At 64.1% G+C, this 25059-nt stretch carries 27 protein-coding genes; 22 read left to right on the top strand and 5 right to left on the bottom strand.

What is annotated here, in order from left to right; translation table 11 throughout:
- Nucleotides 1-208 precede the first annotated feature (208 nt).
- On the bottom strand, nt 209-952 hold the full coding sequence (locus LZC94_36895) for a hypothetical protein (protein WXB13409.1): 744 nt from the start codon (nt 950-952) through the stop codon (nt 209-211).
- A gap of 605 nt (nt 953-1557) precedes the next feature.
- Here LZC94_36895 and LZC94_36890 point away from each other — a divergent pair.
- Nucleotides 1558-2163 carry a hypothetical protein gene (locus LZC94_36890; protein ID WXB13408.1) on the top strand — a complete coding sequence of 202 codons (606 nt, stop codon included), beginning with the start codon at nt 1558-1560 and terminating at the stop codon, nt 2161-2163.
- Nucleotides 2164-2181: 18 nt separating this feature from the next.
- Here the strand turns inward: LZC94_36890 and LZC94_36885 are convergent, their stop codons facing one another.
- Entirely contained in the window at nt 2182-3552 is a 1371-nt protein-coding gene (locus tag LZC94_36885; protein ID WXB13407.1) for a hypothetical protein, read from the bottom strand.
- A 523-nt stretch (nt 3553-4075) separates the two neighbouring features.
- On the opposite strand from LZC94_36885, the gene LZC94_36880 reads away from it, so the two are divergent.
- A complete protein-coding gene (locus LZC94_36880) occupies nt 4076-5257 on the top strand; it encodes an aminotransferase class I/II-fold pyridoxal phosphate-dependent enzyme (protein WXB13406.1) in 1182 nt (393 codons plus the stop codon).
- 96 nt (nt 5258-5353) lie between these two features.
- On the opposite strand, the gene LZC94_36875 is transcribed toward LZC94_36880, so the two are convergent.
- Together LZC94_36875 and LZC94_36870 are read right to left on the bottom strand one after the other, a co-directional pair.
- Complete coding sequence (locus tag LZC94_36875; protein ID WXB13405.1) at nt 5354-7561, bottom strand: hypothetical protein; 2208 nt, start codon at nt 7559-7561, stop codon at nt 5354-5356.
- Between the two features lie 59 nt (nt 7562-7620).
- Complete coding sequence (locus tag LZC94_36870; GenBank protein ID WXB13404.1) at nt 7621-9006, bottom strand: PLP-dependent aminotransferase family protein; 1386 nt, start codon at nt 9004-9006, stop codon at nt 7621-7623.
- A 103-nt stretch (nt 9007-9109) separates the two neighbouring features.
- On the opposite strand from LZC94_36870, the gene LZC94_36865 reads away from it, so the two are divergent.
- The 4 genes from LZC94_36865 to LZC94_36850 all read left to right on the top strand — a co-directional run bounded on the left by LZC94_36865 (nt 9110) and on the right by LZC94_36850 (nt 12520).
- Entirely contained in the window at nt 9110-10033 is a 924-nt protein-coding gene (locus tag LZC94_36865) for a DMT family transporter (GenBank protein WXB13403.1), read from the top strand.
- A 331-nt stretch (nt 10034-10364) separates the two neighbouring features.
- Nucleotides 10365-10535 carry a hypothetical protein gene (locus LZC94_36860; protein ID WXB13402.1) on the top strand — a complete coding sequence of 57 codons (171 nt, stop codon included), beginning with the start codon at nt 10365-10367 and terminating at the stop codon, nt 10533-10535.
- A gap of 157 nt (nt 10536-10692) precedes the next feature.
- Nucleotides 10693-12012, top strand: a complete 1320-nt coding sequence (locus LZC94_36855) for a hypothetical protein (protein ID WXB13401.1) — start codon at nt 10693-10695, stop codon at nt 12010-12012.
- Between the two features lie 337 nt (nt 12013-12349).
- A complete protein-coding gene (locus LZC94_36850) occupies nt 12350-12520 on the top strand; it encodes a hypothetical protein (GenBank protein WXB13400.1) in 171 nt (56 codons plus the stop codon).
- A 138-nt stretch (nt 12521-12658) separates the two neighbouring features.
- On the opposite strand, the gene LZC94_36845 is transcribed toward LZC94_36850, so the two are convergent.
- Nucleotides 12659-13321, bottom strand: coding sequence for a redoxin family protein (locus LZC94_36845; GenBank protein ID WXB13399.1), 663 nt, complete (start codon nt 13319-13321; stop codon nt 12659-12661).
- A gap of 398 nt (nt 13322-13719) precedes the next feature.
- On the opposite strand from LZC94_36845, the gene LZC94_36840 reads away from it, so the two are divergent.
- From LZC94_36840 to LZC94_36765, 16 genes are all read left to right on the top strand, one after another.
- On the top strand, nt 13720-13890 hold the full coding sequence (locus LZC94_36840; protein ID WXB13398.1) for a hypothetical protein: 171 nt from the start codon (nt 13720-13722) through the stop codon (nt 13888-13890).
- Between the two features lie 448 nt (nt 13891-14338).
- A complete protein-coding gene (locus LZC94_36835; protein WXB13397.1) occupies nt 14339-14509 on the top strand; it encodes a hypothetical protein in 171 nt (56 codons plus the stop codon).
- Nucleotides 14510-14933: 424 nt separating this feature from the next.
- Nucleotides 14934-15104, top strand: a complete 171-nt coding sequence (locus LZC94_36830; protein WXB13396.1) for a hypothetical protein — start codon at nt 14934-14936, stop codon at nt 15102-15104.
- A gap of 483 nt (nt 15105-15587) precedes the next feature.
- Entirely contained in the window at nt 15588-15758 is a 171-nt protein-coding gene (locus LZC94_36825; GenBank protein WXB13395.1) for a hypothetical protein, read from the top strand.
- 477 nt (nt 15759-16235) lie between these two features.
- Nucleotides 16236-16406 (top strand): hypothetical protein, encoded by a 171-nt coding sequence (locus LZC94_36820; GenBank protein WXB13394.1) that lies wholly within the window; start codon nt 16236-16238, stop codon nt 16404-16406.
- Between the two features lie 482 nt (nt 16407-16888).
- Entirely contained in the window at nt 16889-17059 is a 171-nt protein-coding gene (locus tag LZC94_36815) for a hypothetical protein (GenBank protein WXB13393.1), read from the top strand.
- A gap of 668 nt (nt 17060-17727) precedes the next feature.
- Nucleotides 17728-17898 (top strand): hypothetical protein, encoded by a 171-nt coding sequence (locus LZC94_36810; protein WXB13392.1) that lies wholly within the window; start codon nt 17728-17730, stop codon nt 17896-17898.
- 456 nt (nt 17899-18354) lie between these two features.
- A complete protein-coding gene (locus LZC94_36805) occupies nt 18355-18525 on the top strand; it encodes a hypothetical protein (protein WXB13391.1) in 171 nt (56 codons plus the stop codon).
- 466 nt (nt 18526-18991) lie between these two features.
- The gene (locus LZC94_36800) at nt 18992-19162 is read left to right on the top strand and encodes a hypothetical protein (GenBank protein ID WXB13390.1); all 171 of its coding nucleotides are present in this window, start codon (nt 18992-18994) and stop codon (nt 19160-19162) included.
- Between the two features lie 449 nt (nt 19163-19611).
- Nucleotides 19612-19782: a hypothetical protein gene (locus LZC94_36795; protein WXB13389.1), complete on the top strand. Its 171-nt coding sequence runs from the start codon at nt 19612-19614 to the stop codon at nt 19780-19782.
- Between the two features lie 450 nt (nt 19783-20232).
- Nucleotides 20233-20403 (top strand): hypothetical protein, encoded by a 171-nt coding sequence (locus tag LZC94_36790; protein ID WXB13388.1) that lies wholly within the window; start codon nt 20233-20235, stop codon nt 20401-20403.
- A 477-nt stretch (nt 20404-20880) separates the two neighbouring features.
- The gene (locus LZC94_36785) at nt 20881-21051 is read left to right on the top strand and encodes a hypothetical protein (GenBank protein ID WXB13387.1); all 171 of its coding nucleotides are present in this window, start codon (nt 20881-20883) and stop codon (nt 21049-21051) included.
- Nucleotides 21052-21562: 511 nt separating this feature from the next.
- Nucleotides 21563-21733: a hypothetical protein gene (locus tag LZC94_36780; GenBank protein WXB13386.1), complete on the top strand. Its 171-nt coding sequence runs from the start codon at nt 21563-21565 to the stop codon at nt 21731-21733.
- A gap of 179 nt (nt 21734-21912) precedes the next feature.
- Entirely contained in the window at nt 21913-23100 is a 1188-nt protein-coding gene (locus tag LZC94_36775; protein WXB13385.1) for a ferredoxin reductase, read from the top strand.
- Complete coding sequence (locus LZC94_36770; GenBank protein ID WXB13384.1) at nt 23097-24248, top strand: acyl-CoA desaturase; 1152 nt, start codon at nt 23097-23099, stop codon at nt 24246-24248. The genes LZC94_36775 and LZC94_36770 overlap by 4 nt, the downstream gene beginning before the upstream one ends.
- A complete protein-coding gene (locus tag LZC94_36765) occupies nt 24245-25048 on the top strand; it encodes a MerR family transcriptional regulator (protein WXB13383.1) in 804 nt (267 codons plus the stop codon). Before LZC94_36770 ends, LZC94_36765 begins: the two co-directional genes overlap by 4 nt.
- Nucleotides 25049-25059 lie beyond the last annotated feature (11 nt).

The following is a 25059-nucleotide window of genomic DNA, read 5'->3' as shown; positions in this document are numbered from 1 at the left end:
GCCGTCCGCGTTCCTGAAGTTCGATTCGTGTGGCCAAGTCACGAAGAGTGAATTTTTCGACGAACGCGATCGAGCATCGGTTCGTGGTGGCCTCATCTGCCCGCGCCTATGGCGCTCGCCCGACGCACGAGAAATGGCGCACATCGAAGCTTCGTCGGGGCTGGTCCACCCTGCGCACGCCCATGCGATCGCGGAACGCATCGGCATTTCAGCCGAAGACGTCATGGCCGTCGCGCGCGGTGACGCTTGGCTCGATGGCTCCACCGTGCAACACAGCGCGATCGAGTCCGAGGATCGCCAGCAAGCATCCTTCGTCGAGGGGCTGGTGCGCGCCGGCGCCGGGGACTGGATCGTGCGCCGGGTGCCGGTCATCGCGTCGGGGTTTCGCCCGCTGCGCGGCATGCCCGGCGGCCGGCAGATGCCCGATCTCATCGGTTATGCCTATATGGGCGTCATCAATACCCTCGCGCGCGTGCAGCGCGTGACCGAGCTCGCTGCACCGGCGATCATCGTCGCCAGCACTCGTCGCAAGGCCCAGACCGCGTTCGAACACCTCATCGACACGCTCGACGGCAAGCCGGGCGCCGCGTGGAGCCCGGCCGAGCCCTTGTACTTCGAACCGCCCTCCGGAAAGACGACGCGGAAAGCGGCCACCAAGGGTCTGCATGGCGCCGCGTTCGCCGGCGAGACGGGCATCCTCGTCTCGCGCGGCAACGAAACATCGTTCTTGGCCGCCCCCGGCGCGACGCCCCGGCGCTATCCGACTCCGGTCCTCTGCGTCTACGCGACGAGCGACGACGGCAAGTTGGCACTCTTCAAGCACGCGCGCCTCGAACGCTATCGCCTCCTCGACCTCGAGAGCGGTGATTGGCTGGAAGCGGCGAGCCATGAACCCCTCGAGCAAAGGCCAAGCAGATTTCGTGTGCTGCCCGTATCGAAAAATGGAGGACACGGCGTGCCTCGGATCGGATCCAAAAAAAGGATCGAAGTGCCTCGATGGGGAAGGCATCTAGGCTTGGGGCGAAGCTTCGAAGCTCGTCACGAAATCGTACCGAGCCTTTGCGCTCGCTCTCACTCCGCCACCGGAACGCGCCGCTCGTCGATCCCAGCCTTGGCGTCATTGGGCGTATCCTCCCAACCCATGGCCACGTACGGCCCGCGCCGGCGGTTTGGCGTACCGAGCTCGACGGAAGTGCGTCGCGATGAAGGATTGAGCCCGTCGAACTTGGCCCTCAGACGCCGACCTCTCCTCTTGTGGGACCGCTCCACGCGACCCGCGCATCGAGCTCGGGTCCGAGAATCGAGAAGCGGAGGTCGCCGTCGCCGGCTGCAACGAGATGGTCGTTCATTCGCTTGCTCGGCGTCATTTGTTGTCATTTGGGGTGCCGCGCGGCGTGCGGCATAGCTCTTTCTGCGCACTCGACCGGAGCCGGGTGCTCGGAGGAGTCCCCATGCACCACGTGCTTTCGTCGTTCCCGCGTCCCCTTGCCGCGGCGGCCGTCTTGGCCACCGGTCTGCTCGTGCCCCAGATGGCGTGGGCGGGCGAGCCGTTTTCATTTGCACATCGACGATCCCGAGACGCGCTTCGAGCAAGGCGACTTCGAGCAAGGTGACGAGGAGAGCTGGACGGTGTTGTGCAAGGGGCCTTGCGAACGCACGGTTCCGGCAGGGCATTACCGCGTCGTGGCGACGAACGGCGTGCCCATTGGCGAATTTAGCCTCGACGCTTCGAACCCGCGCGATCTCTGGATCCGGCGGGATCTCGATAGGCCAACGATGAAGGCCTTCGGCGTTCTCTCGGTGGTTTCCGGCGGCGTCGGCGTTCTGGTGGCCCTCGCGATGACCTTCGTCGACTCGATGCACTGCCTTTATGGCGAGAGCGGTTCCTACGGCCGCTGCGAGTCGGAGAGAGACTCCCTCTACGTGAAAGACGCTTTGGTGGGCGCGGCATCCGTGGGTGCGATCATCGGTGGTGTTGCCTTGATCGTCGCCGGAAACAAGAAAAACCCGCTCGTCTTCTTCACCTCACCGCCCGACGCGCCGCCCCCGCGCCCCACCCCGGAAAGGGATCGGCCGAATCGACCCACGTGGCTCTCGGGTGCGACGGCAGCGCCCGGGGCACCCTCGGCGTTCATCGTGCCAGTCCTGAGCGGCCACTTTTGAAGGCGCCCATGCGCGGCTTCAAAGTGCGCTGAGGAACGCGATCAGATCCGCCTTTTCCTTTGCGCTGAAATGAATGCCGAAGCGCTGGTCGTGGTAGTCGACGGCCGCCGCGAGGGAAGGCGCCGAGCCGTCGTGCATGTACGGCGGGCGCCCAGCGAGGGCGCGTAGGCTTGGAACCTTGAACCGATTCATGTGTGCCCATTTTTTCGTGATCAGCGCCTGACCCGGATCGCTCGTCCTCTTGATCGCCTTGCTGCCTTTTTTCCGGAAGGTGTACAGCGGCAGGTCCGCGGTCCGACGGGCCGCGTCGCTGACGCCGATATCCATCAACCGGCTCTCCGAGTTCGTCCCCACATTTGGCGTGTTGTGGCACGAGCCGCAGGTGGCACGGATCTGCGGTCGCCCGAGCTCGTCGTTGAATCCGGACACGCCGCGCACGGTGAACGTCTTCGAGTTGAAGACCTGCTCCCCTTCGGCGATTTGCACACGGGCCTTGTCGCGGTCGGATTCGCCGGGCAAGTTGCGCCATGCTTCGTAGAGGCTGAAGATCTCTCGATTGTAAGGTTGGCCTTGGGGGTCCACTTTCCCGAAGGCGTTGATCCCCCAATAAAATGGGACTTTCGCCAGGAACCTCGGACCCCCTCGAGCTCCGCCCTCCGTGAGCCGCCCGGCTTCGAAATCGCTGAATTGGGTCGTGTAAAGACCGAGCTCGGAGTGGGTGATGAGGGCCACGTCTCGCTCGGCGGGGATGGGACCTTGGGCGTGACCGGTCACGGCATTTCGGGCTTGTTGGTGGAGGCTCGTTCTCAAGGTTGCGCACTGGACGTCCTCTCGGCCGTCCCACATGACCGTCGTGTTGAATCGAAGATTCGCCATGGGCAAGATGCGCCGGAACAGCGATAGCTCTTTCGCCGATGCAAACCCGTAAGGATCGTCCACGGCGACCAACTCGAAGTCGGCATCGGCGGGAACCGCAAGGCCAATCCGGAACACGGCCCGGCTCAGCAGCATCGAGTACGCGCTCCTTCGTGCGGCGGGCGTGGAGACGTCGGCCAGCGGACTGTTCGCTCCATCGAGCGTGCGGAACACGGCCTCGAGCTGGTCGTTCGTGGAGGCGGATTCGTTGGTGGGGAGCGGGCAAAGCCCAAAAGCATGGGGTTTGCCCTTCTCGAATCGCGCCTGCAGTTGGGCAGGAGTCGCGGTCCATTCCGCGTCGTTGGGATGGCACGTCTGGCAATGCCGGCCGTTGGTTCCGAGAACCTTGATGGTGTCATCGGTGCTGGCCAGGTTGGTATCTGGCAGCGCCAGATCCGCCCTCTGTCCAAACTCATTCAGGATGGCGCCGAGGATGGGAAGGAGGGGGCCAGAGCCTGCGTCCGGAGGGGGCAACCCGATAGGTCCCCCGTCTCGTGAACCCCCGTCGCAGTTCGGTGTACGCGTCACAATCGTGACCGTGCCTCCGTCATCGTCGCCGAAGTCGATGTGAGGAAAGAGATCTTCGGGCGCAGGTGTCTGGCACGACGCCCCCCCGTCACGTGCGGCGGCCACTTCAACCGGCTGCACGGTGCTCGGTAGAGGTTCGCCACCCGTTTCCGGCGAAGAATCGGCCGGAGTGCATCCGGTAGGTGTCAGTGCAATGAGTGCGGCAGGTGCCATGGCGATTAAGCAGAAAGCCGAGATAGGGATCCGCATGTCGAAGGTCTCCTTGCGTTTGCTTCCCCCATTCTGCCAACCTCGACCTGAGAGCTTCCTGAGAACACTCGAGGGATGCTCAGCGTCCTGTAAGGATCGAGATCCGCGGAGACACGGCCCTCCGCGGTGCGCGCCGCGCGCGTTATCGCTCCAGCGCGTCGCCACCCGAGCGCCTTTTTTGAACGGACGCACCGTCCGCGCGCGCTACAGTGACCCCGTCATGAATCCCATCGCCGCGCGCATCCGTGACTTTCCGACGACGGTCTTCTCGGAGTTCAGCGCCCTCGCGCAGAAGCACCAAGCCGTCAACCTGGGCCAGGGGTTTCCCGACTTCGACGGGCCCGAAGAGATTTGTGAAGCGGCCATTCGTGCCATTCGCGATGGCGTGAACCAATACGCCATTTCAGCGGGTACCGTGGTTCTTCGCCAGGCCATCGCCGAGCACGCGCAGCGCTTTTATGGGCAGCGCGTGGACCCCACGACCGAGGTGGTCGTGACCAGCGGCGCCACCGAGGCCCTGTTCGACGTGACCCTCGGGTTGGTCGACCCGGGCGACGAGGTCATTCTCTTCGAGCCCTACTACGACTCGTACGTGGCCAATGTCACCATGGCGGGCGGCACACCGCGCTACGTGCTCCTGCGGCCACCGGACGCGGATCACGCGCGCTGGTGGTACGATCCGGCCGAGCTCGAAGCGCTGTTCAACGACAAGACGAAGGTCATCTTCGTCAACACGCCGCACAACCCCACCGGTAAAATCTTCGACCGCGCGGAGCTCGAGCACATCGCCGGGCTGTGCATCCGTCACGACGTGCTGGCGGTCACCGATGAAGTGTACGAGCACATCGTGTTCGAGCCTTCGCGCCATCTTCGCCTGGCGACCCTTCCCGGCATGGCGGAGCGCACCTTGACCATCAGCAGCGGCGGAAAATCATTCAGCTTCACCGGCTGGAAAATCGGTTGGGTCATCGCCGTTCCGGCCCTGATCGACGCCATCCAGAAGACGCATCAATTCGTCACCTTCGCGGTGTCCGGCCCGTTCCAACATGCCATCGCCGCCGCCCTCCGGCTCCCCGATGCGTACTTCGCCGGCCTGGTGCAGTCGTACCGTGAGAAGCGCGATCTCCTGGTGGACGCGCTCACCGTGGCCGGGCTGCGGCCCATCGCGCCCGAGGGCTCGTACTTTGCCATGGCGCGGATCGATCACCTCGGCTTCGCCGACGACTTCGAATTTTGCCGCTACCTCACGCGCGACATCGGCGTGGCCGCCATCCCGCCCACCGCCTTTTACGTCGAGCACCATCGGGACCACGGCCGCGGCCTGGCGCGCTTCGCCTTTTGCAAGCGCGACGAGACCTTGCTCGCGGCGCGCGACCGCCTCGCGGCGCTCGCGCGGCGCTGACGAGGCGGCACGGACGAAGCCGCGCACGCGGCGCTGAAAAAAGATCGGCCCCATCCCCAGGGGTGGTTAGGGATGGGGCCGCACCATGAAGCTCTCTCAGCGCAGCGCGCGCTTATCCAGCTTGCCGAAGATCCAACGGGAATCGGCCTCCTCGCTGTACTGCACGGTCACGTCGTCGCCGCTCCGGAGAGGCGCGAACTCCGCCTCGGGAAGCGTAAAGACGATGCGCCGCGTATCGCCGTTCGGGTGACGGCTGACGGAGAACGTACGGGGACCGACGCGCAGCACGGGAAGCGCGTTGCGCACGGGGAACTGGTCCGCCGTTTCGAGCTCGATTTCGATCTCCGTCGCGCCCGCACCTTGCGTCGCGCCGTCCGCCCCCTGCGCCGACGCCGCGACCCGACGGATGCCGGTGATGGCGTTCCCCTTGGTGTAGGTCGTCATGGTTCCCGCTCCGCTGCTGGCGGTGATCGTAGCGTTCGCCTGGGGCGCGGGCGCCGTCGAGAAGCCGGCCAGCGACTCCGAGGCGGGCAAGGTTTGCACCTTGGACAGCCGCACATTGGCCAAGTGGATGGCGCCCGTCGCGGTAGCGTCGAAGACGAACCGCACCCCGCGAATTTGCGTCAAATCGATACCCCGAAAATCCGCGAGCGCGATGCGCGCCGTTTGCAGGATCGGATGGTAGTTCGCCGTGCCCCCGGCCGAGCGCCCGCCCACCGGCCCCCGCAGATCGGTATACGTACGAAGCGCGACCGGCTCCGAGAAGGCGCCGTCGGCCGCGACCAGCCGGATCGAAAAATCCGTCGGATCGACCGGGTTGAGGGTGCTTTGTTGCCGCGAAACGCGGAGATCGAGCGTCTTGTAGCCGCTCACGTCCTTTCCTTGGCCCGCGGCGGTCCAATTGGTCTGAAAGTACGTATTGGCGGACGCCGACTGCCACGAAATGCGCCCCGCCTTCTGGACACTGGCGTGATTGGGAACGGTGCCGTGGGTGATGGTGATCCCTTGTGCATCGTTGGGCGTGCCGTGCGTGTTGGTGCCGACCGCCTTATCGAAGTCCTCGATGGCGCCAGTCACGGTCGAGCTCGACGAATCGGTGTAGCCCCGATCCACGCGGGTTACATTGGTGACCACCGGGGGAAGGTCGAACATCGGATTGAACATTTGATTGTAGCTCGCGTTGGCCGCCGTCCCGATGTTGGCCCGGATGAAGCCCATCATGCTCGCGAGCCCCGTGGTCCGTTGTTCGGGTGACCCGATGCTGGCCGGAAAGAGCGCCTTGTGCCCCGTGCACCCCGCCGAATCGCTCTGCTGCCACTCGGTATTGTAGAAATTGTGATTCGCACCCCACACGGTAAAGGTCGACTTTGGCGTAACGGGCGACTCGGTCGGGATTTGCAACATGCGATCGTAAGGTTGAATCCCGACCAGGCTCGATACGTCTCCATCGCACATGGGCAGCAATACCGACCAGACGGTGCCGTCGGCATCGAGGGTGCGTGATGTCTGTCGATCGACCGGCCCAATTTCGAAGATGCCGCGGAAGGTGACCCCCCCGATGCGTGCCGGCCAAGGGCTGCCGCTATCCCGGTACAAATTGTAGACGGCGCGCATGCCTTCGCCGCCGCGGGAGTGGCCAATCAAGCCAAGCTGCCCCAAATCCAGCTTTCCCTTCAAATCCACGCCGAGGGAGGTCGGCGTTCCCCCCTTGGTGTTCCACTCGCTGAGCCGCTGCAAGTGCTTCAAAACGAGGCGTCCGCGCGCCAAATTCAAGCCGCTGTCGCCCGAGACCCCGCCGCCGCACGTGATCCCGCGGTTGGCGTTGATGGAAACCACGACATACCCATGGGAGGCGAGCTTTTCGGCGACATACGCGTATCCCAGGTGGTTGGGGACCACCACATAGCCGCTCGGGCAAGTACCCGAAGCGGTGTACTGGCAATTGGTGTCCTGGCGCGGATTGCTGCCCGTCCCGCACGTAGCATGGTTGCCGTGAAGAACGACGATGAGCGGGTGGGGGGTATTTTCGAGGTTCTGGGGCCGGTAGACGCGCGCCCACAGCTCCGTCGCAGCCGACCCGAGGATGTCGGGATCAGTGGTCGCGGGAAATCGGTATTCCGCGCTGGTGACCGCGCTCGGTCCCGTTTCGGTGGGATCGGGCGCCACGGCGCGGGTGGAGAGAAGCTGCTGCCCGTTTTGCGCGAGGCTCTCGGGGGACGCCTCACGTTCCGGCGCCTCCGAGCTGCAAGCCGCCGCTCCCAAAAATGGAATGATTGCCGTTATCAGTTTAACGAAGGATCGCATGGCGATCATCTCTAACGTGACCGCCCGCGCCGCTCATGTCATTTCGGAAATTAAAGTATCTATTTCAAGGAACGCGAAATGTGACGTACTGCAGCAGTGAGCTCTTCCTCCGACAATTGCGCATAGCCCAATACAAGCGCCGGCGGGCCGGGGTGTGAGATCCGCATCGAATCGATGGGTTCTACACCGACCCCCGCTCGCGCTGCGCGCTCCGCCACGTCATTGGCTTTCGTCCCTTTCGGCAACTCGACGTACAAATGCAAACCTGCGGCGACACCATGAACGCGCCACATTGGCAAATGCGACTGCAGCGCGCGCACCAGCGCATCACGGCGCGACCGGTAGCGCCGCCGCACCGCGCGCAAATGACGATCGTAGGTGCCTGTCACCAACATGTGTGTAAGTGCATATTGATCGAGAACGGGCGAGCCCAAATCGAGCAGGCGGCGCTCGTCGCAAACTTCGTCGGCATAGGCCCCGGCGGGCGCCACCAGCCAACCGAGTCGTAGGGCGGGCGCCAGCGATTTGCTCACCGAGCCTGACAAGAACACGCGATCGGGCGCCAGCCCCTGAAGGCAGCCCACGGGATCGCGGTCGTAACGAAACTCCGCATCGTAATTGTCCTCGACGATGATGCCATCGCGCTCCCGCGCCCAACGCACGAGCTCCATTCTCCGGTTGGGCGAGAGCACCACCCCGGTCGGAAATTGATGGGCAGGTGTTACGAGCACGGTATCGGCATCGCTGCGGGCAAGCGCGCTCACGACCAATCCTTCGTCGTCGACGGGGATCCCCACCAGCGAAAAGCCGCAGCTCTCGAGCATGTCGCGCGATCGAAACGTGCTCGGATCCTCCACGGCCAGCTTGCGCCGCCCGCGGCGAGCGAGCAGTCGGAGCGCCACGACCCACGACTGCGCCACCCCCGCCATCACCGTCACTTGCGCGACATCGCATCGGGCCGCGTTCACCCGCCGCAGGTAAGGCGCGATCTCCTCCCGCAGCGCCAGCACCCCGCACGGATCGACGTATCCAAGCTCCGCCTGCGGCATCTTTGCGAGCGCGTGCCGCAGGGCCCACAGCCATCGCCCGCGCGGAAAGGTGCCGAGGTCCGGCGAGCTGAATCGAAGGTCGTAACGAAACCGGGTGGCGCGACCCGGTTCCCACTCACCTTTGCGCGCCGTGCGCGAAGGCTCGGTGGCCGCCGGCCTGCACGCCACCGTGGTGCCCGATCCGGCGCGCGTCTCCACGTACCCTTCCGCCGCCAGCTGCTCGTACGCCTCCACGATCACACCGCGCGACACGCCGAGATCGCCCGCGAGCACACGGGTCGACGGGAGACGCTGCCCGACGCACACGCGCCGATTGCGGATCGCATCGCGCAGCGACGCGGTGACTTGGAGCGCGAGGCGCCCGCTACGTGGATCGAGAAGGATGGGAAGGTCCATGATATCGCCCGCTCGGCCCGCTCGCGGCGCCGGCAAAGTGGTCCTCAATTTTCGTTCGCGATTGGTCCTTCTTTCAATACCACCGCCACCCTATTTTGGCCGCATGGATCGAGCGATGGCGCGCGGCGTGGCGGCGGCGTGCGGTGCCCAATGCATTCTGGGGGCTTCGGCGGCCGTGTCGGCTTTGCTGGTAAAATACCCTGTTTTCGGTGCCCAAGCGATTCGCTACACGGTCGCCGCGCTGATCCTGGTGGGCATTGCGCGCGCGCGCGGCCTCCGCTTCGTCCCGCTCGATCGGCGCGATACGCTGCGGCTCCTGCTCCTGGCCATGACGGGGCTGGTTGGCTTCAACGTCTGCATCCAGCTCTCCCTCCGCTACACGGCGCCGACCACCTTGGGCACCCTCATCGCGTGCACGCCGGTGGTCCTTGCGTTGGTGACACCGCTGCTCGAGCGCGAGCGTCCGAGCTTGCAGCTCCTGGGCGCGGGCGCGCTCGTTTCATCGGGCGCGGCCATCACGCAAGGCTTTGGCGGGGGCCACCCGCTCGGGTTTCTCTTCGCCTCCGGCGCGCTGGCGGGCGAGGTCCTCTTCTCGCTTTTGGCCGTTCCGCTCTTGCCCAAGCTCGGGCCCTTTCGCCTCTCTGCTTATCTTTGCGTGGTGGCCATACCGATGTTCTTGGCGCTCGGGCTCATCGTCGATGGATCGAACGTCGTGCGCGTTCCCACTCGGATCGAGCTTGCTTCCTTGATTTATCTTACCGTCGTCCTCAGCGCGCTGGCGTTCCTACTTTGGTATTCGGGCCTGTCGCGGCTCGGGGCCGAGCGCGCGGGGCTCTTCACCGGCATCGTTCCCATCGTGGCCGCCGCCACGTCCGCGTTGCTGGGGACTGGCCGTCCGGGGGTGGTGGAGCTCGTCGGCGCGGTGTTGGTAGGTGCCGGTGTGGTGGCGGGTCTCCGGGCCAAGCCGCGGGCCTCGAGAGAGGCGCCGGCGCATGTGTGTTGCGAAGGGCTCCCGCAAGCGGAGTGACCTTCGCGCCCAGGGCCGGGAGGCGCATCCGAGCGCGCAGTTTGGACGCGGATTTCCGGTCAATGAACGCGTGGGGGTCCAGCTCGAAGGGGCTCCTTTGGCATCGGGACGAAGCGCGCCAACCTTCGTATTCATCGGGGTTTTTGGTAGATTCGAAGGTGCGCGCGGATCGAAGTCGGTCGCGGGCGGGCACCGAAAATGGCTGGCACGGAGTCTGTATTAGTGTCCTCCCGAGCGGCGCGACACGGTGAGCACCGAGGGCGCGCTGGCAAAGATTCTCGTCCCAAAAAGACGCACCCCCTAACCAACGCCAACAACCAGGAGAATTCCTATGAACAAGACCACCGACATCATGAAGCTCGTCAAGGATGAAAAGGGCGCGACCACGGTCGAATACGGCCTGTTGCTCGTCGCGATCCTCCTGATCGTAGCCGGTGCATTCAAGGCGCTGGGCGCCGCCGTCGCCGCGGGCGCGACGAAGGCCGCTGCCGCCGTCAAGTGAGCTCGAGGGCGCGGGCGCCGCACATGCGGTGCTCGTGAGGGCTGCATGCAGCTCGCGAGGGTCGGAAGGGTTTCCTTCCGGCCCTTCTCGTTTTGTGCGCCATGCGGTGGCCTGTTCGGAGTGAATCAAACGCGAGGCGAGCGCGTCCAAGCCGGACATGGTGGTTGGAAAATGGATCGGCAGCGTGGTGGTCGGATCGAGCTTGGGGGCTGCGATCGCCCTCTCCAATTGCGGAGGTGACTCCGAAAAGCCATGCGAGGGCAACTGCATCGGCACCGCGCCGCCGCCCGCGGATTCGAGCGGTCCGCGCGGGGAGCTCGATCGCACCTTCACCGAAGGCGCCGGCTTCAAGCGGGTGGGCGCGCCCGGCAACGGATATCCCTACGTTCGCGCGCTGCGGCGTGCTCCGGATGGGAGCCTCGTTCTGGTGATCGACCGCGATTCACCGCGGCTCTTCCACTTCTCGGCCGACGGCGCGACCGACAAAACGTGGGGCTCCTCCGGCGTGTCCACGTTGGACACGACGAAGTTCCGCGAGACATTGGACATTACCGTCGATCGCGCCGGGCGCACGCTCGGACTTTCGAGCATGGCCGCGCCGAGCACGAAGACCGGATACGTCCTCGCGCGTATTCTGCCCAATGGGCAAATCGATTCGAGCTTTGCCCAAGGCGGCTACACGGCCCCCATCGAGCTACCTTCGTCCGACTTCCTTCCGCTGCGCGTGTTCGAGCGCGAGGATGGCAAGCTGCTGATCGTGGGCCACGTCATCGCGTCGGGCAAATCCTTCGCCGGCTTTGCGCTGGTGAACGCGGATGGCTCGCCCGACACGGCGTTCGGCACCGGCGGCTTCAAGACCCATCCGACCGAGAACCTGCACGACTCGGTGAGCCGGCTGGCCGACGGCACCATCGTTCTGACCGAGGCCCGCGTGCTCATCGCCTACGATTCCAACGGCGATCCACGGCCCTCCTTCGGCAACGGCGGCCGCCTCGACTACAGCGCGCTCGTGCCCGACGCCCATGTCGAGCAGCTCACGCTGGTGACCGCGCCGGCCTCGAACGGCTTCATCGGATGCTGGAATTACGGCCGCAACGACGGCACGGAGTTCGGAGCCGCCCGATTCGGGCCGACGGGGTCGCTCGATACGACCTTCACGGCCACGGGAACCGCCACCGGGTTTTCGCCCAAGGGATCGGGCGCGCCAACCTGCAACACGCTCCAAAGCGCGGTAACGTCGCGGCTGTTTCTGGCCGGCATCAATGTGCTCTCGCTCGGCAATGGGGTAGGGTGGGCGGTCGAGCTCGGGGGCGATGGCGGCGTCGATCCGACCTTCGCCGAAGGCGTTCGCGGCGACGCCGGGTTGCTGCAGATCGGGATCTTCGAGATCTACGACTCGGTGCCGGACACGAAGGCGCGGGCCGTCGTCGCGGGAATGAGCCGGGGCACTCCGTTCATCGGGCGCATCTATTTGTGATGCGGGATCGGGCTGGATGGCGCTCGGTCCTGCGATATCCAAGTAGCACGCGGATTTTCGGTCAATGAACGCGGCTTCGTCCAGCTTTTTGGGGCTGGGTTCCGTCCCGGGCGGAAATGGCAGGTTCGGAAATTTGCTTTTGATTTCGTGCGTTTATGTTGCGGTGGAGGCGGTGCGGGGGTTGGCGAAGCGCACGAAAACGGGCTGGCACGAAGCCTGTAATAGAGTCATTTCGAACGGCGCGAGACGGTGAAAGCCGGAGAGCACGTTCCCCAAAGATTCGCGTCCCAAAACGGACGCCACCCCCTAACGCACGCGAACAACCAGGAGAATTCCTATGAACAAGACCACCGACATCATGAAGCTCGTCAAGGATGAAAAGGGCGCGACCACGGTCGAATACGGCCTGTTGCTCGTTGCGATCCTCCTGATCGTAGCCGGTGCGTTCAAGGCGCTGGGCGCGGCCGTTGCCGCGGGCGCGACGAAGGCTGCTGCCGCCGTCAAGTAAGTACGCTCCGCGGGTACCGCACTCGCGGGCCTTGCGAAGTTGGAAGTAGCTTATGGGTCGGAAGGGTCTCCCTTCCGGCCCTTTTTCATTTCGTCGCCCAGGGTTCTCGGTGCTCGGTGCATCGAGGCGCGTGCTCGGTCATCGGCGGTCGTTCTCGGCGAGGAGCTGCTCGACGACGGTTCGGAGCTTGGCGTGGGCTGGGTCGCCCTCGACGTATTGTCCGCCGGGGTGGACGTGGCGCACGGTTCCCTCTTTGTCGAGCACGAACGTTACGCTGGTCCAACCGGTGTCGACGCCGTGGAGCCAGCTCTTGAGCGTGCGCCACTCGGGATCGAAGGCGAGGGGGAACGTAAACCCATAACGCTTTGCCGTATCTTCATAAACGCGCGGCTCGAAGGCACCTTCGTCCTTGTGATGGTACATCCCCACCACGACGAGGCCTTTGGGCCCGTACTCCGCGTGAAACCTGCGGAGCGCCGGCGCGCTGGCCGAGCAAAAAGGGCAGCCGGCCGTCCACCATCGAACGAGGACGACCTTGCCCCGAAGCTCCGCCAGGCGGAGAGGGGGCGAGTTGAGCCATCGCGTGGGTTGCCACTCGGGGGGCTTGTCGCCCTGGAGGGACTCCTCAGCGCTCGCTCGAGGCGATGGTGTTTCGGTGCGCGCTGCCGTGAGCTTCGCCGGTTGCGGTGAGGGCTCGGCGGCGACCGATGGCGCCGGGGGCGTTTGCGCGCAGGCGGCCAGGGTCATGGAGAGCACGGCCGCCCCGAAACGCCCGAACCTGTTCGCTTGTGCCGTTCGCATGATGGTGCTTCCTCGAGAAGGATTCGTAACAGAGGTCGAGCCGTGGTTCACGGGATGTTCCGGTGGGGGGCGGAACGCTTGGGCTGGGTTGAGCGGCGGGCAGGCGTTTCTTTGGGGAAAGTTGGGCCGGGATTGGCGGTTTGGATCATCGATTACCCCCCAATGAACGCGCGTGGGTCCGGTTGATGAGGGGGGGCGTTTGTGGGAAGTCGCGATTCTGGCGGATTTTTCGGGGTTTTGGCCGGGTGGGGGAGCTGCTGGGAGGCTGGCACGGAGCGTGTACTAGTGGGTTTACGAACGGCGCGAGACGGTGAATGCCGGAGAGCACGTTCCCCAAAGATTCGCGTCCCCGAAGGACGCCACCCCCCTAACGCACGATAACAACCAGGAGAATTCCTATGAACAAGACCACCGACATCATGAAGCTCGTCAAGGACGAAAAAGGCGCGACCACGGTGGAGTACGGCCTGTTGCTCGTTGCGATCCTTTTGATCGTAGCCGGTGCGTTCAAGGCGCTGGGCGCGGCCGTCGCCGCGGGCGCGACGAAGGCTGCTGCCGCCGTCAAATGAGTTTGGGCGAGCGGGCGCCGTACATGCGGTGCTCGTGAGGGGCTGCACGCAGCTCGCGAGGGTCGGAAGGGTTCCTTCCGGCCCTTTTTGCATTTCGGGTTCCGACTTCGTTGGGGCGGGGCCGGGGGTCGCGCGTTGGTTTCGGGGCCGTTTTTGGGGTTTGGATCGTCAAATACCCCCCATGAACGCGAGGGGGTTCAGCGACGGCGTGTGAATTTCGCTCGAAATGGAACGTGGTCGTGGGAGGTTTGAGCGGGATTTTCGGTGTTCGGGGGTTGCAGCTTGTAGCGAGGGTCGGAGGGGCGCGTCGGGGGGCTGGCACGGAGCGTGTACTAGTGGGTTTACGAACGGCGCGAGACGGTGAATGCCGGAGAGCACGTTCCCCAAAGATTCGCGTCCCCGAAGGACGCCACCCCCCTAACGCACGATAACAACCAGGAGAATTCCTATGAACAAGACCACCGACATCATGAAGCTCGTCAAGGACGAAAAAGGCGCGACCACGGTGGAGTACGGCCTGTTGCTCGTTGCGATCCTTTTGATCGTGGCCGGTGCGTTCAAGGCGCTGGGCGCGGCCGTCGCCGCGGGCGCGACGAAGGCTGCTGCCGCCGTCAAGTGAGGTTGGACGAGCGGGCTCCGCGCATGCGGTGATCGCGAAGTTGCAGGTAGGTCTATGGGTCGGAAGGGTTCTCTCTTCCGGCCCTTTTTCATTTCGGGCCTGCCCGCAGCGCATCGAGCGATGCCTCTCGACTTGGATCGTGGGTTACCCGCCAATGAACCGGATCGAGTCCAGTCGGAGCAGGTGCGTTCCGCCTCGACTGAAACGGGCTCGGTGCTGATTTGCCAATGATTTCAAGAGATTCGCGCCATGGTTGTCCGTGCATCCAGGGCTGGCGGCTGCCGGGGGAGGCTGGCACGGAGCGTGTATTAGTGGGTTTACGAACGGCGCGAGACGGTGAATGCCGGAGAGCACGTTCCCCAAAGATTCGCGTCCCAAAACGGACGCCACCCCCTAACGCACGCTAACAACCAGGAGAATTCCTATGAACAAGACCACCGACATCATGAAGCTCGTCAAGGATGAAAAAGGCGCGACCACGGTCGAATACGGTCTGTTGCTCGTTGCGATCCTTTTGATCGTTGCCGGTGCGTTCAAGGCGCTGGGCGCCGCTGTCGCCGCGGGCGCGACCAAGGCCGCTGCCGCCGTCAAGTGAGTTTGGGCGAGCGGGCGCCGCACATGCGGTGTTCGTGAGGGCTGCTTGCAGCTCGCGAGGGTCGGAAGGGTTTCCTTCCGGCCCTTTTTGCATTCCATTCTCCGCCCAACGACACTCTGGAATCCCCGGCCGACAGCACGCGCCGCCGCTCGCGCGAGCGCTCACTCGCTCGGTCCACGCGGTCGCGCATCGAACACCGATTTCCGGTCAATGAACGCGTCGGGGTTCAGCGCGATGGCGTGAGTTCCGCTCAGGGCGGAACGTGTGGCGTGCGTAAATTGTCTCGTAATTACAAGCATTTAGCGTGAATTGACCCTGCCGTCCCGGCGACAGGAGACGCCAAGAACGGCTGGCACGAAGCCTGTAATAGAGTCTTCTCGAACGGCGCGAGACGGTGGATAGCCGGAGAGCACGTTCCCCAAAGATTCGCGTCCCAAGACGGACGCCACCCCCTAACGCACGCTAACAATCAGGAGAATTCCTATGAACAAGACCACCGACATCATGAAGCTCGTCAAGGATGACAAGGGCGCGACCACGGTGGAGTACGGCCTGCTGCTCGTCGCGATCCTCCTGATCGTAGCCGGTGCGTTCAAGGCGCTGGGCGCGGCCGTTGCCGCGGGCGCGACCAAGGCCGCTGCCGCCGTCAAGTGAGTTTGGGCGAGCGGGCGCCGCACATGCGGTGCTCGTGAGGGTTGCATGCAGCTCGCGAGGGTCGGAAGGGTTTTCCTTCCGGCCCTTTTTGCATTCCATTCTCCGCCCAACGGCACCTTGGAATTCCCAGCCGAACACGCGAAGCCGCTGGCGCGAGCGCTCGCTCGGTCCATGCGGCCGCGCATCGCACACGGATTTCCGGTCAATGAACGCGTCGGGGTTCAGCGCGATGGCGTGAGTTTCACTCCGGGCGGAACTTGTTGGTGGGTTAATTGTCAAATGATTACAATGATTTAGCGCGATTTGACTCTGCTCCCGGTGTGACAGGAGACGCCAAGAACGGCTGGCACGAAGCCTGTAATAGAGTCTTCTCGAACGGCGCGAGACGGTGGATAGCCGGAGAGCACGTCCCCCAAAGATTCGCGTCCCAAAACGGACGCCACCCCCTAACGCACGCTAATAATCAGGAGAATTCCTATGAACAAGACCACCGACATCATGAAGCTCGTCAAGGACGAAAAAGGCGCGACCACGGTGGAGTACGGCCTGTTGCTCGTCGCGATCCTCCTGATCGTCGCCGGTGCGTTCAAGGCGCTGGGCGCGGCCGTTGCCGCGGGCGCGACGAAGGCTGCTGCCGCCGTCAAGTGAGTTTGGTCGAGCGGGCGCCGCGCGTGCGGTGCTCGTGAGGGCTGTACGCAGCTCGCGAGGGTCGGAAGGGTTTCCTTCCGGCCCTTTTTGCATTCCATTCTCCGCCCAACGGCACCCTGGAATTCCCAGCCGACACCACGCGAAGCCCGCTCGCGCGAGCGCTCGCTCGGTCCACGCGGTCGCGCGTCAAACACGAATTTTCGGTCAATGAACGCGTCGGGGTTCAGCGCGATGACGCGAGTTCACTCGGGGCGGAACTTGTGCGTGCGTCAATTGTCTAATGATTACAGTGGTTTGGCGCGATTTGGCTCTGCCATCCCGGTGACGGGAGACGCCAAGAACGGCTGGCACGAAGCCTGTAATAGAGTCGTTTCGAACGGCGCGAGACGGTGAATGCCGGAGAGCACGTTCCCTAAAGATTCGCGTCCCCGAAGGACGCCACCCTAACGACGCTAACAATCCTGGTATTCGGGAGAATTCCTATGAACAAGACCACCGACATCATGAAGCTCGTCAAGGACGAAAAAGGCGCGACCACGGTGGAGTACGGCCTGCTGCTCGTCGCGATCCTCCTGATCGTAGCCGGTGCGTTCAAGGCGCTGGGCGCGGCCGTTGCCGCGGGCGCGACGAAGGCTGCTGCCGCCGTCAAGTGAGGTTGAGCGAGCGGGCGCCGCGCGTGCGGTGCTCGTGAGGGCTGTACGCAGCTCGCGAGGGTCGGAAGGGTTTCCTTCCGGCCCTTTTGCGTTTCCATTCTCGGAGCGGCATTGCCGCGCATGGCCCACCGACATCATGAAGCTCGTCAAGGACGAAAAAGGCGCGACCACGGTGGAGTACGGCCTGCTGCTCGTCGCGATCCTCCTGATCGTAGCCGGTGCTTCAAGGCGCTGGGCGCGGTCGTCGCCGCGGGCGCGACGAAGGCTGCCGCTGCCGTCAAGTGAGGTTGGTCGAGCGGGCGCATTTCATTCTCCGCCCAACGGCACCCTGCGAAGCCGCTCGCGCGAGCGCTCGCCCGGTCCACGTGGCCGCGCGTCGAACACGAATTTCCGGCCAATGAACGCGTCGGGGTTCAGCGCGATGGCGTGAGTTTCGCTCCGGGGCGGAACGTGTGCGTGCGTAAATTGTCTTATAATTTCAATCGCTTAGCGCGATTTGGCTCTGCCCTCCCGGTGACGGGAGACGCCAAGAACGGGCTGGCACGAAGCCTGTAATAGAGTCTTCTCGAACGGCGCGAGACGGTAATGCCGGAGAGCACGTTCCCCAAAGATTCGCGTCCCCGAAGGACGCCACCCCCTAACGCACGCCAACAATCGGGAGAATTCCTATGAACAAGACCACCGACATCATGAAGCTCGTCAAGGATGAAAAAGGCGCGACCACGGTCGAATACGGCCTGTTGCTCGTTGCGATCCTCCTGATCGTAGCCGGTGCGTTCAAGGCGCTGGGCGCGGCCGTTGCCGCGGGCGCGACGAAGGCTGCTGCCGCCGTCAAGTGAGGTTGAGCGAGCGGGCGCCGCGCGTGCGGTGCTCGTGAGGGCTGTACGCAGCTCGCGAGGGTCGGAAGGTTTCTCCTTCCGGCCCTTTTTGCATTTCATTCTCCGCCCGATGGCACCCTGCGAAGCCGCTGGCGCGAGCGCTCCCTCGGTCCACGCGGCTGCGCATCGCACACGGATTTCCGGTCAATGAACGCGTCGGGGTTCAGAGCGATGGCGTGAGTTTCGCTCCGGGCGGAACGTATGCGTGCGTAAATTGTCTCATGATTACAAATGGTTAGTGTGATTCTGCCCCGCCGTCCCCGTGACGGGAGACGCCAGGAACGGCTGGCACGAAGCCTGTAATAGAGTCTCTCCGAACGGCGCGAGACGGTGAATGCCGGAGAGCACGTTCCCCAAAGATTCGCGTCCCGAACGGACGCCACCCCCTAACCAACGCCAACAACCAGGAGAATTCTTATGAACAAGACCACCGACATCATGAAGCTCGTCAAGGACGAAAAAGGCGCGACCACGGTGGAGTACGGCCTGCTGCTCGTCGCGATCCTCCTGATCGTAGCCGGTGCGTTCAAGGCGCTGGGCGCGGCCGTCGCCGCGGGCGCGACGAAGGCTGCTGCCGCCGTCAAGTGAGTTTGCTCGAGCGGGCGCCGCGCGGGCGCCGCGCGTGCGGTGCTCGTGAGGGCTGCGAGCAGCCCGCGAGGGTCGGAAGGGTTTCCTTCCGGCCCTTTTTGCATTTCCATCCTCACTCACGGCATGCTCGAGCTCCCGCTCGGTCCACCCGACCGCGCATCGAACACGAAATTCCGGCCAATGAACGCATCAAGGTTCAGCGCGACCGCGTAAGTTCCGCTCGGGATGGAACGCAGCTGCTTGGAAGTTATCCTATGATTTCGTACGCTTAGCGCAGTTTGTTTTTGCCGCCCCTGCGACGGAGGGTGCCAAGAATGGCTGGCACGAAGCATGTAATAGAGTCTTCTCGAACGGCGCGAGACGGTGAATAACCGGAGAGCGCGTTCCCCAAAGATTCGCGTCCAAATGGACGCCCCCCTAACGCACGCTGACAATCCTGGTATTCCTGGTATTCGGGAGAATTCCTATGAACAAGACCACCGACATCATGAAGCTCGTCAAGGACGAAAAAGGCGCGACCACGGTGGAGTACGGCCTGCTCCTCGTCGCGATCCTCCTCATTGTCGCGGGTGCGTTCAAGGCTCTCGGCGCGGCGGTGGCTGCGGGTGCGACCAAGGCGGCTGCTGCCGTCAAGTAGTTTCGTTTAGCGGGTGCTCGTTGCGGTGCCCATGAAGTTGTAGGTAAGTCTTATTGGGTCGGAAGGGTGTTCTCTTCCGGCCCTTTTTTTATTTCCATTCCCCGGTCACAAGCTTGAATCCCATGGTTTGGCGATCGTTGCTCGGATGTTCGCTTGCCTTGGATCTCCGACGACCCGCCAATGAACCCATTCGGGTCCAGTCGAGCCATGCGGCTTGGGCTCGTGCGGGCATGCACCAGCACCGGATTTGCCGGGAATTTCCATAGGTCGACCGCCATGGGGCTTCGCCATGTGGCGGCAGCGTGAGGCGAAACGGCTGGCACGAAGCCTGTAATAGAGTCTCTCCGAGCGGCGCGAGCTGGCGAATGGCCGGAGAGCACGTTCCCCCAAGAATCCCGTCCCAAAAAGACGCACCCCCCTAACGCACGATAACAACCAGGAGAATTCCTATGAACAAGACCACCGACATCATGAAGCTCGTCAAGGACGAAAAAGGCGCGACCACAGTGGAGTACGGCCTGTTGCTCGTTGCGATCCTTTTGATCGTTGCCGGTGCGTTCAAGGCGCTGGGCGCGGCCGTTGCCGCGGGCGCGACGAAGGCTGCCGCTGCCGTCAAGTGAGTTTGAGCGAGCGGGCGCCGCACATGCGGCGCTCGTGAGGGCTGTACGCAGCTCGCGAGGGTCGGAAGGGTTCTCCTTCCGGCCCTTTTTGCATTTCCATTCCCCGCCCACGGCACGCTCGAGCGCCTGCGAGCTCTCGCTCGGTCCGCGCGGCCGCGTCGAACACGAAATTCCGGTCAATGAACGCATCAGGGTTCAGCGCGATGGCGCCAATTCCGCTCGCGACGAAATCTGCGGGTCGGCGGATTTGATTGTAATTTCGACTACTTGACTCGGTTTGTCTTCGGTGCCTCAGCGCGGAAGTGCGCCGAAAGTGGCTGGCACGAAGCCTGTAATAGAGTCTCTCCGAACGGCGCAAGACGGTGAATGACCGGAGGGCACGTTCCCAAAGATTCGCGTCCCAAAACGGACGCCACCCCCTAACGCACGCGAATAACCAGGAGAATTCCTATGAACAAGACCACCGACATCATGAAGCTTGTCAAGGACGAAAAGGGCGCGACCACGGTGGAGTACGGCCTGCTCCTCGTCGCGATCCTCCTGATCGTAGCCGGTGCATTCAAGGCGCTGGGCGCGGCCGTTGCCGCGGGCGCGACGAAGGCTGCTGCCGCCGTCAAGTGAGTTTGGGCGAGCGGGCGCCGCACATGCGGTGCTCGTGAGGGCTGTACGCAGCTCGCGAGGGTCGGAAGGGTTCTCCTTCCGGCCCTTTGTGCATTTCCATCTCCACCCAACGACACACTGAAATCCCACCCGGCAGCACGCGAAGCCGCTCGCGCGATCGCTCGCTCGGTCCGTGCGGTCGCGCATCGCACACGGATTTCCGGTCAATGAACGCATCAGGGTTCAGCGCGATGGCGCCAATTCCGCTCGCGACGAAATCTGCGGGGCCACGGATTTGATTGTAATTTCCGCTAGTTGGCTCGATTTGCTCTTCGGCGCCCCTGCGGGAAAGGCGCCGAAAGTGGCTGGCACGAAGCCTGTAATAGAGTCTCTCCGAACGGCGCAAGACGGTGAATGACCGGAGGGCACGTTCCCCAAAGATTCGCGTCCCGAAACGGACGCCACCCCTAACGCACGCGAATAACCAGGAGAATTCCTATGAACAAGACCACCGACATCATGAAGCTCGTCAAGGACGAAAAGGGCGCGACCACGGTGGAGTACGGCCTGCTCCTCGTCGCGATCCTCCTGATCGTTGCCGGTGCATTCAAGGCGCTGGGCGCGGCTGTTGCCGCGGGCGCGACGAAGGCTGCCGCCGCCGTCAAGTGAGTTTGGGCGAGCGGGCGCCGCGCATGCGGTGCTCGTGAGGGCTGCTTGCAGCTCGCGAGGGTCGGAAGGGTTCTCCTTCCGGCCCTTTTTGCATTTCCATTCCTGCCGCCCTCGCGACCCTCGGAATCGCTGCGCCCGCCCGAGTCACTGCGCCTCCGAATCGCCGCGCCGCGCGCGTCCCCCACGCGCCACGTCCCGCGCCGCATTCGCCATTTGGATCCCCGATTACCCGCCAATGAACCCCCACAAGTTCACGCAATCCCACGCCGCAATCCGCTAATCAACGCCCACGCCCGCTCGCGCCCCGCAAATTCCCGACGATTTTCGCGTCGACCCCGGGGCATCCACTTCGCGCCCGCGGGGGAAGCCCGCAAAAACGTCTGGCACGAAGCCTGTAATAGAGTCTCTCCGAACGGCGCGACACGGTAACTGCCGGAAGCACGTTCCCCCAAAAGCTCCCGTCCCAAAAAGACGCATCCCCTAACCAACGCCAACAACCAGGAGAATTCCTATGAACAAGACCACCGACATCATGAAGCTCGTCAAGGATGAAAAAGGCGCGACCACGGTCGAGTACGGCCTGCTCCTCGTTGCGATCCTCTTGATCGTTGCCGGCGCGTTCAAGGCGCTGGGCGCCGCTGTCGCCGCGGGTGCGACGAAGGCTGCCGCCGCCGTCAAATAAGCACACTTTGGCGGCATCGCATCATGCGGTGTCCGCTTCATTGCAGGTAGGTCCAGACCGGAAGGGATTTCCCTTCCGGTCTTTTTTTTGTCCATGCGCAGATCTTGACACTGTTCGGTGTAACAGTCATGGTGTCTCACATGACACTGTTGCAGCGAGTAGCGGATGTGGTTGGGCTCGTGGCAACGCCGCTGCGGCCATCACACTATTTGGAGCTGGTGCATCCGCTTTGGGGGACGCACCACCTGCAGGCGCGCGTCGAATCGGTGTGGGACGAGACGAGCGACGCGCGAACGCTCACCTTGCGGCCCGGGCGCGGTTTTCGGGCTCATCGCGCCGGGCAGCATGTGCGCGTCGGCGTGGTGATCGGTGGAAGAAGGATGACGCGAACGTATTCGATTTCGTCGTCGCCCGATCGCGCGGATGGCTGCTTCACCATCACCGTGAAGACCTTCGAGGACGCGCGCGTGTCGCGCTATCTCGTGCGCGAGGCGGCGCCGGGGACGTTGCTTTCCATCGGGCAGCCGCAGGGCGATTTCCGGCTGCCCGATGCGACGCCCGTGCGGCCCCTCTTCATCACCGCGGGGAGCGGCATTACGCCCATCATGAGCATGCTCCGCACGTTTGCGCTGCGCCGCGCGATGCCCGACGCGGTCCATATCCATTATGCGCCGCATGCGCGCGACGTCATTTTCGGAGCCGAGCTCGAACGGCTCGCCAAGGCCGAACCCCAGTATCGGCTTCATACCATCTTCACGCGCGATGCCCCCAGAACGACGAGCGCCGTCGCTGAACCTACGAGAGACGTTACTGGAACGACGAGCGCCGTCGCTGAATCCGCGCGAAGCGTCGCTGAACCTACGAGCGCCGTCGCTGAACCTACGCGCGGCGTTGCCGAAACGACGAGAGACGCTACCCGCCGCGCGCGGCACTTCTCAGAACACCAGCTCGAGCACCTGTGCCCCGATTGGCACACGCGAGACGTATGGGCCTGCGGCCCGCAAAGCCTCCTCGACGCGCTGGGTGCCCACTTCGCGCGCGCCGGCCGAGCGGCACACTTTCACGTCGAGCGATTCACGGCAAAGCTCGCAGAGCTCCCGGCCGACGCTGCCGGCGGGACCGTGCGCTTTTGCAAGAGCGGTGTCGAGGCCCGCGCCGATGGAAAGAAGGCGCTCCTGCGGGTGGCCGAAGACGCCGGCATCGCCGCGCCGCACGGATGCCGCATGGGCGTGTGCCATACGTGCGACGCTACCTTGATTGCCGGCTCCGTGCGCGACCTGCGGAGCGGCCTCGAACTCGATGAACCTGGTACGCGCGTGCAGCTGTGCGTCGCGGCCGCTGCTGGAAATGTGGAGATCGAGCTATGAATACGATACGCCGCACCGTGCGCCTTCCCGTTTCCCTCGACGATGCCGAGATCGAAGAGTTCGGCCGCGAGCTCGATACCATTCAAAACGAAATCAAAGCGAGCCTCGGTGAGCGCGACCGACACTACATCTTGCGGCTCATCAAGCTCCAGCGGAGCATGGCGCTCGTGGCGCGGCTCGTCATCTTTGCCAGCATCGCCTTCCTTCCGCGATGGGGCCACGCCGCCGCCGGGTGGGGAGCCTTCTTTGCCGTGTTGGGCCTCGGCACCATCGGCCTCGGGCTGGCCAAGATCCTGGAGAACATGGAGATTGGCCACAATGTGATGCACGGCCAGTGGGATTGGATGCACGATCCGCAAATCAATTCGACCACCTGGGAGTGGGACAACGTTTGCCCCTCCGACCAGTGGAAGCACTCTCACAACGTCGTGCACCATACGTGGACCAATGTGCTCGGCAAAGATCGGGACGTGGGCTACGAGATCTTGCGCGTCACGGGCGAGCAGCCCTGGCACCCGGCGTATTTGTTTCAGCCGGTGTACAACTTCGTTCTCGCCATGTTGTTCGAGTGGGGGGTGGCGCTCCACGATCTCGATATCCACGGCATTCGCCTGCGGCGCGCGATGCTCCCCGAGGATCGGCGGGTGCTCCTCGGGATCGCCAAGAAGGCGTGGCGCCAGGTCATGAAGGATTACGTGCTCTGGCCGCTGCTCGCGGGGCCGTTCTTCTTCTGGGTGCTCGGGGCCAACGCGGTGGCCAATTGGATGCGCAATGTGTGGTCGTACGCGATCATCTTTTGCGGGCACTTCCCGGAGGGGGTTCACGTCTTCACCGAGGAGCAGGTTCGAGGTGAGACGCGCGCCCGGTGGTATTTGCGGCAGCTGCTCGGCTCGTGCAACATCGAGGGCGGCAAGCTGTTTCACGTGCTGAGCGGGAACCTGAGCCACCAGATCGAGCACCACTTGTTCCCCGACATGCCGAGCCATCGCTACGCGGAGGCCTCGCAGCGCGTGCGCGCCCTCTGCGCCCGCTATGGGCTCCCGTACAACTCGGGATCGCTCGCGCGCCAGTTCGGCACGACCACCGCCAAGATCTTTCGATTTTCCCTGCCGAGCGCGCGCGGCGCCGTGCGGAGCGTCGTAAGATGATGCTCACAGAAGCGATGCCCACCGTTCCGAAGACCGACGATACGACCAGCGAGGAGCCGAAGCCCGAAGCGCCCGCCTACACCATCGACGAGCTCGCGGCCATGACGCGGGTGCCCAGCCGCACGATTCGGTTTTATCAATCGCGCGGCGCCCTGATGGCCCCCGAGATTCGGGGCCGGGTGGCCTATTACGGCAAGGCGCACGTCGATCGGCTCAAGCTGATCGCGCAGCTGCAGGACCGCGGGTTGCGCGTCGACGCCATCCGCGACTTCGTGAAGACCATCGAGCGCGGCGAGCTCGATCTCGCCGAGTGGCTCGGCATCGAGCGGCAGATGCAGGCGCCCTGGGGGCACGATCAGCCGCGCACGGTCACCGAGTCGGAGCTGTACGAGCTCGCGGGCACGCATCGCGCGGGGCTCATCGCCGATCTCGCCCGCGCGCGCTTGGTCGAGCGGCGCGGCGACGTGTACCTCTTGGCCAGCCCCGCGCTCCTCGCCACCGCGATGAAGCTCGAGGCGGTCGGCATCGACCTCGATACGGCCGCCGGGGCTTCGGCGATTTTGCGCAAGCACCTGACGCGCGCGGTGAGCGATCTGGTCGACTTCTTCGTGTCGCGCGCCAAGGACGGGCACCTCGACGTGACCAACCCCGACGCGCTCTTCGAGGCGTTCCGCGTGACCGGCATCGAGAGCGTGCGCCTGCTCTTCGCGCGCGAAATGGAGCAGGCGCTCCGCAAATTGCTGGCGTCGGGCAAGGTGGCCGCGCTCTCGGCCCGCGCCCGCAAGCGCAAGAAGACTTAGCGCGGGCTCGC

The sequence above is a fragment of the Sorangiineae bacterium MSr11954 genome, assembly GCA_037157815.1.
Lineage (GTDB): Bacteria > Myxococcota_A > Polyangia > Polyangiales > Polyangiaceae > Pendulispora > Pendulispora albinea.
Note: the sequence above shows the minus strand (reverse complement) of the source record. Positions and strands in the feature narration are given on the sequence as shown.

Excerpts from the sequence above, each read along its gene's own strand:
- LZC94_36825 (WXB13395.1), top strand. The coding sequence starts at position 15,588 with ATGAACAAGACCACCGACATCATGAAGCTCGTCAAGGATGACAAGGGC.
- LZC94_36840 (WXB13398.1), top strand. The coding sequence starts at position 13,720 with ATGAACAAGACCACCGACATCATGAAGCTCGTCAAGGACGAAAAAGGC.
- LZC94_36770 (WXB13384.1), top strand. The coding sequence starts at position 23,097 with ATGAATACGATACGCCGCACCGTGCGCCTTCCCGTTTCCCTCGACGAT.
- LZC94_36765 (WXB13383.1), top strand. The coding sequence starts at position 24,245 with ATGATGCTCACAGAAGCGATGCCCACCGTTCCGAAGACCGACGATACG.
- LZC94_36780 (WXB13386.1), top strand. The coding sequence starts at position 21,563 with ATGAACAAGACCACCGACATCATGAAGCTCGTCAAGGATGAAAAAGGC.
- LZC94_36795 (WXB13389.1), top strand. The coding sequence starts at position 19,612 with ATGAACAAGACCACCGACATCATGAAGCTCGTCAAGGACGAAAAAGGC.
- LZC94_36845 (WXB13399.1), bottom strand. The coding sequence starts at position 13,321 with ATGCGAACGGCACAAGCGAACAGGTTCGGGCGTTTCGGGGCGGCCGTG.
- LZC94_36815 (WXB13393.1), top strand. The coding sequence starts at position 16,889 with ATGAACAAGACCACCGACATCATGAAGCTCGTCAAGGACGAAAAAGGC.
- LZC94_36855 (WXB13401.1), top strand. The coding sequence starts at position 10,693 with ATGGTGGTTGGAAAATGGATCGGCAGCGTGGTGGTCGGATCGAGCTTG.
- LZC94_36850 (WXB13400.1), top strand. The coding sequence starts at position 12,350 with ATGAACAAGACCACCGACATCATGAAGCTCGTCAAGGATGAAAAGGGC.
- LZC94_36820 (WXB13394.1), top strand. The coding sequence starts at position 16,236 with ATGAACAAGACCACCGACATCATGAAGCTCGTCAAGGACGAAAAAGGC.
- LZC94_36785 (WXB13387.1), top strand. The coding sequence starts at position 20,881 with ATGAACAAGACCACCGACATCATGAAGCTCGTCAAGGACGAAAAGGGC.
- LZC94_36860 (WXB13402.1), top strand. The coding sequence starts at position 10,365 with ATGAACAAGACCACCGACATCATGAAGCTCGTCAAGGATGAAAAGGGC.
- LZC94_36880 (WXB13406.1), top strand. The coding sequence starts at position 4,076 with ATGAATCCCATCGCCGCGCGCATCCGTGACTTTCCGACGACGGTCTTC.
- LZC94_36870 (WXB13404.1), bottom strand. The coding sequence starts at position 9,006 with ATGGACCTTCCCATCCTTCTCGATCCACGTAGCGGGCGCCTCGCGCTC.
- LZC94_36805 (WXB13391.1), top strand. The coding sequence starts at position 18,355 with ATGAACAAGACCACCGACATCATGAAGCTCGTCAAGGACGAAAAAGGC.
- LZC94_36790 (WXB13388.1), top strand. The coding sequence starts at position 20,233 with ATGAACAAGACCACCGACATCATGAAGCTTGTCAAGGACGAAAAGGGC.
- LZC94_36875 (WXB13405.1), bottom strand. The coding sequence starts at position 7,561 with ATGCGATCCTTCGTTAAACTGATAACGGCAATCATTCCATTTTTGGGA.
- LZC94_36865 (WXB13403.1), top strand. The coding sequence starts at position 9,110 with ATGGATCGAGCGATGGCGCGCGGCGTGGCGGCGGCGTGCGGTGCCCAA.
- LZC94_36810 (WXB13392.1), top strand. The coding sequence starts at position 17,728 with ATGAACAAGACCACCGACATCATGAAGCTCGTCAAGGATGAAAAAGGC.
- LZC94_36835 (WXB13397.1), top strand. The coding sequence starts at position 14,339 with ATGAACAAGACCACCGACATCATGAAGCTCGTCAAGGACGAAAAAGGC.
- LZC94_36830 (WXB13396.1), top strand. The coding sequence starts at position 14,934 with ATGAACAAGACCACCGACATCATGAAGCTCGTCAAGGATGAAAAAGGC.
- LZC94_36800 (WXB13390.1), top strand. The coding sequence starts at position 18,992 with ATGAACAAGACCACCGACATCATGAAGCTCGTCAAGGACGAAAAAGGC.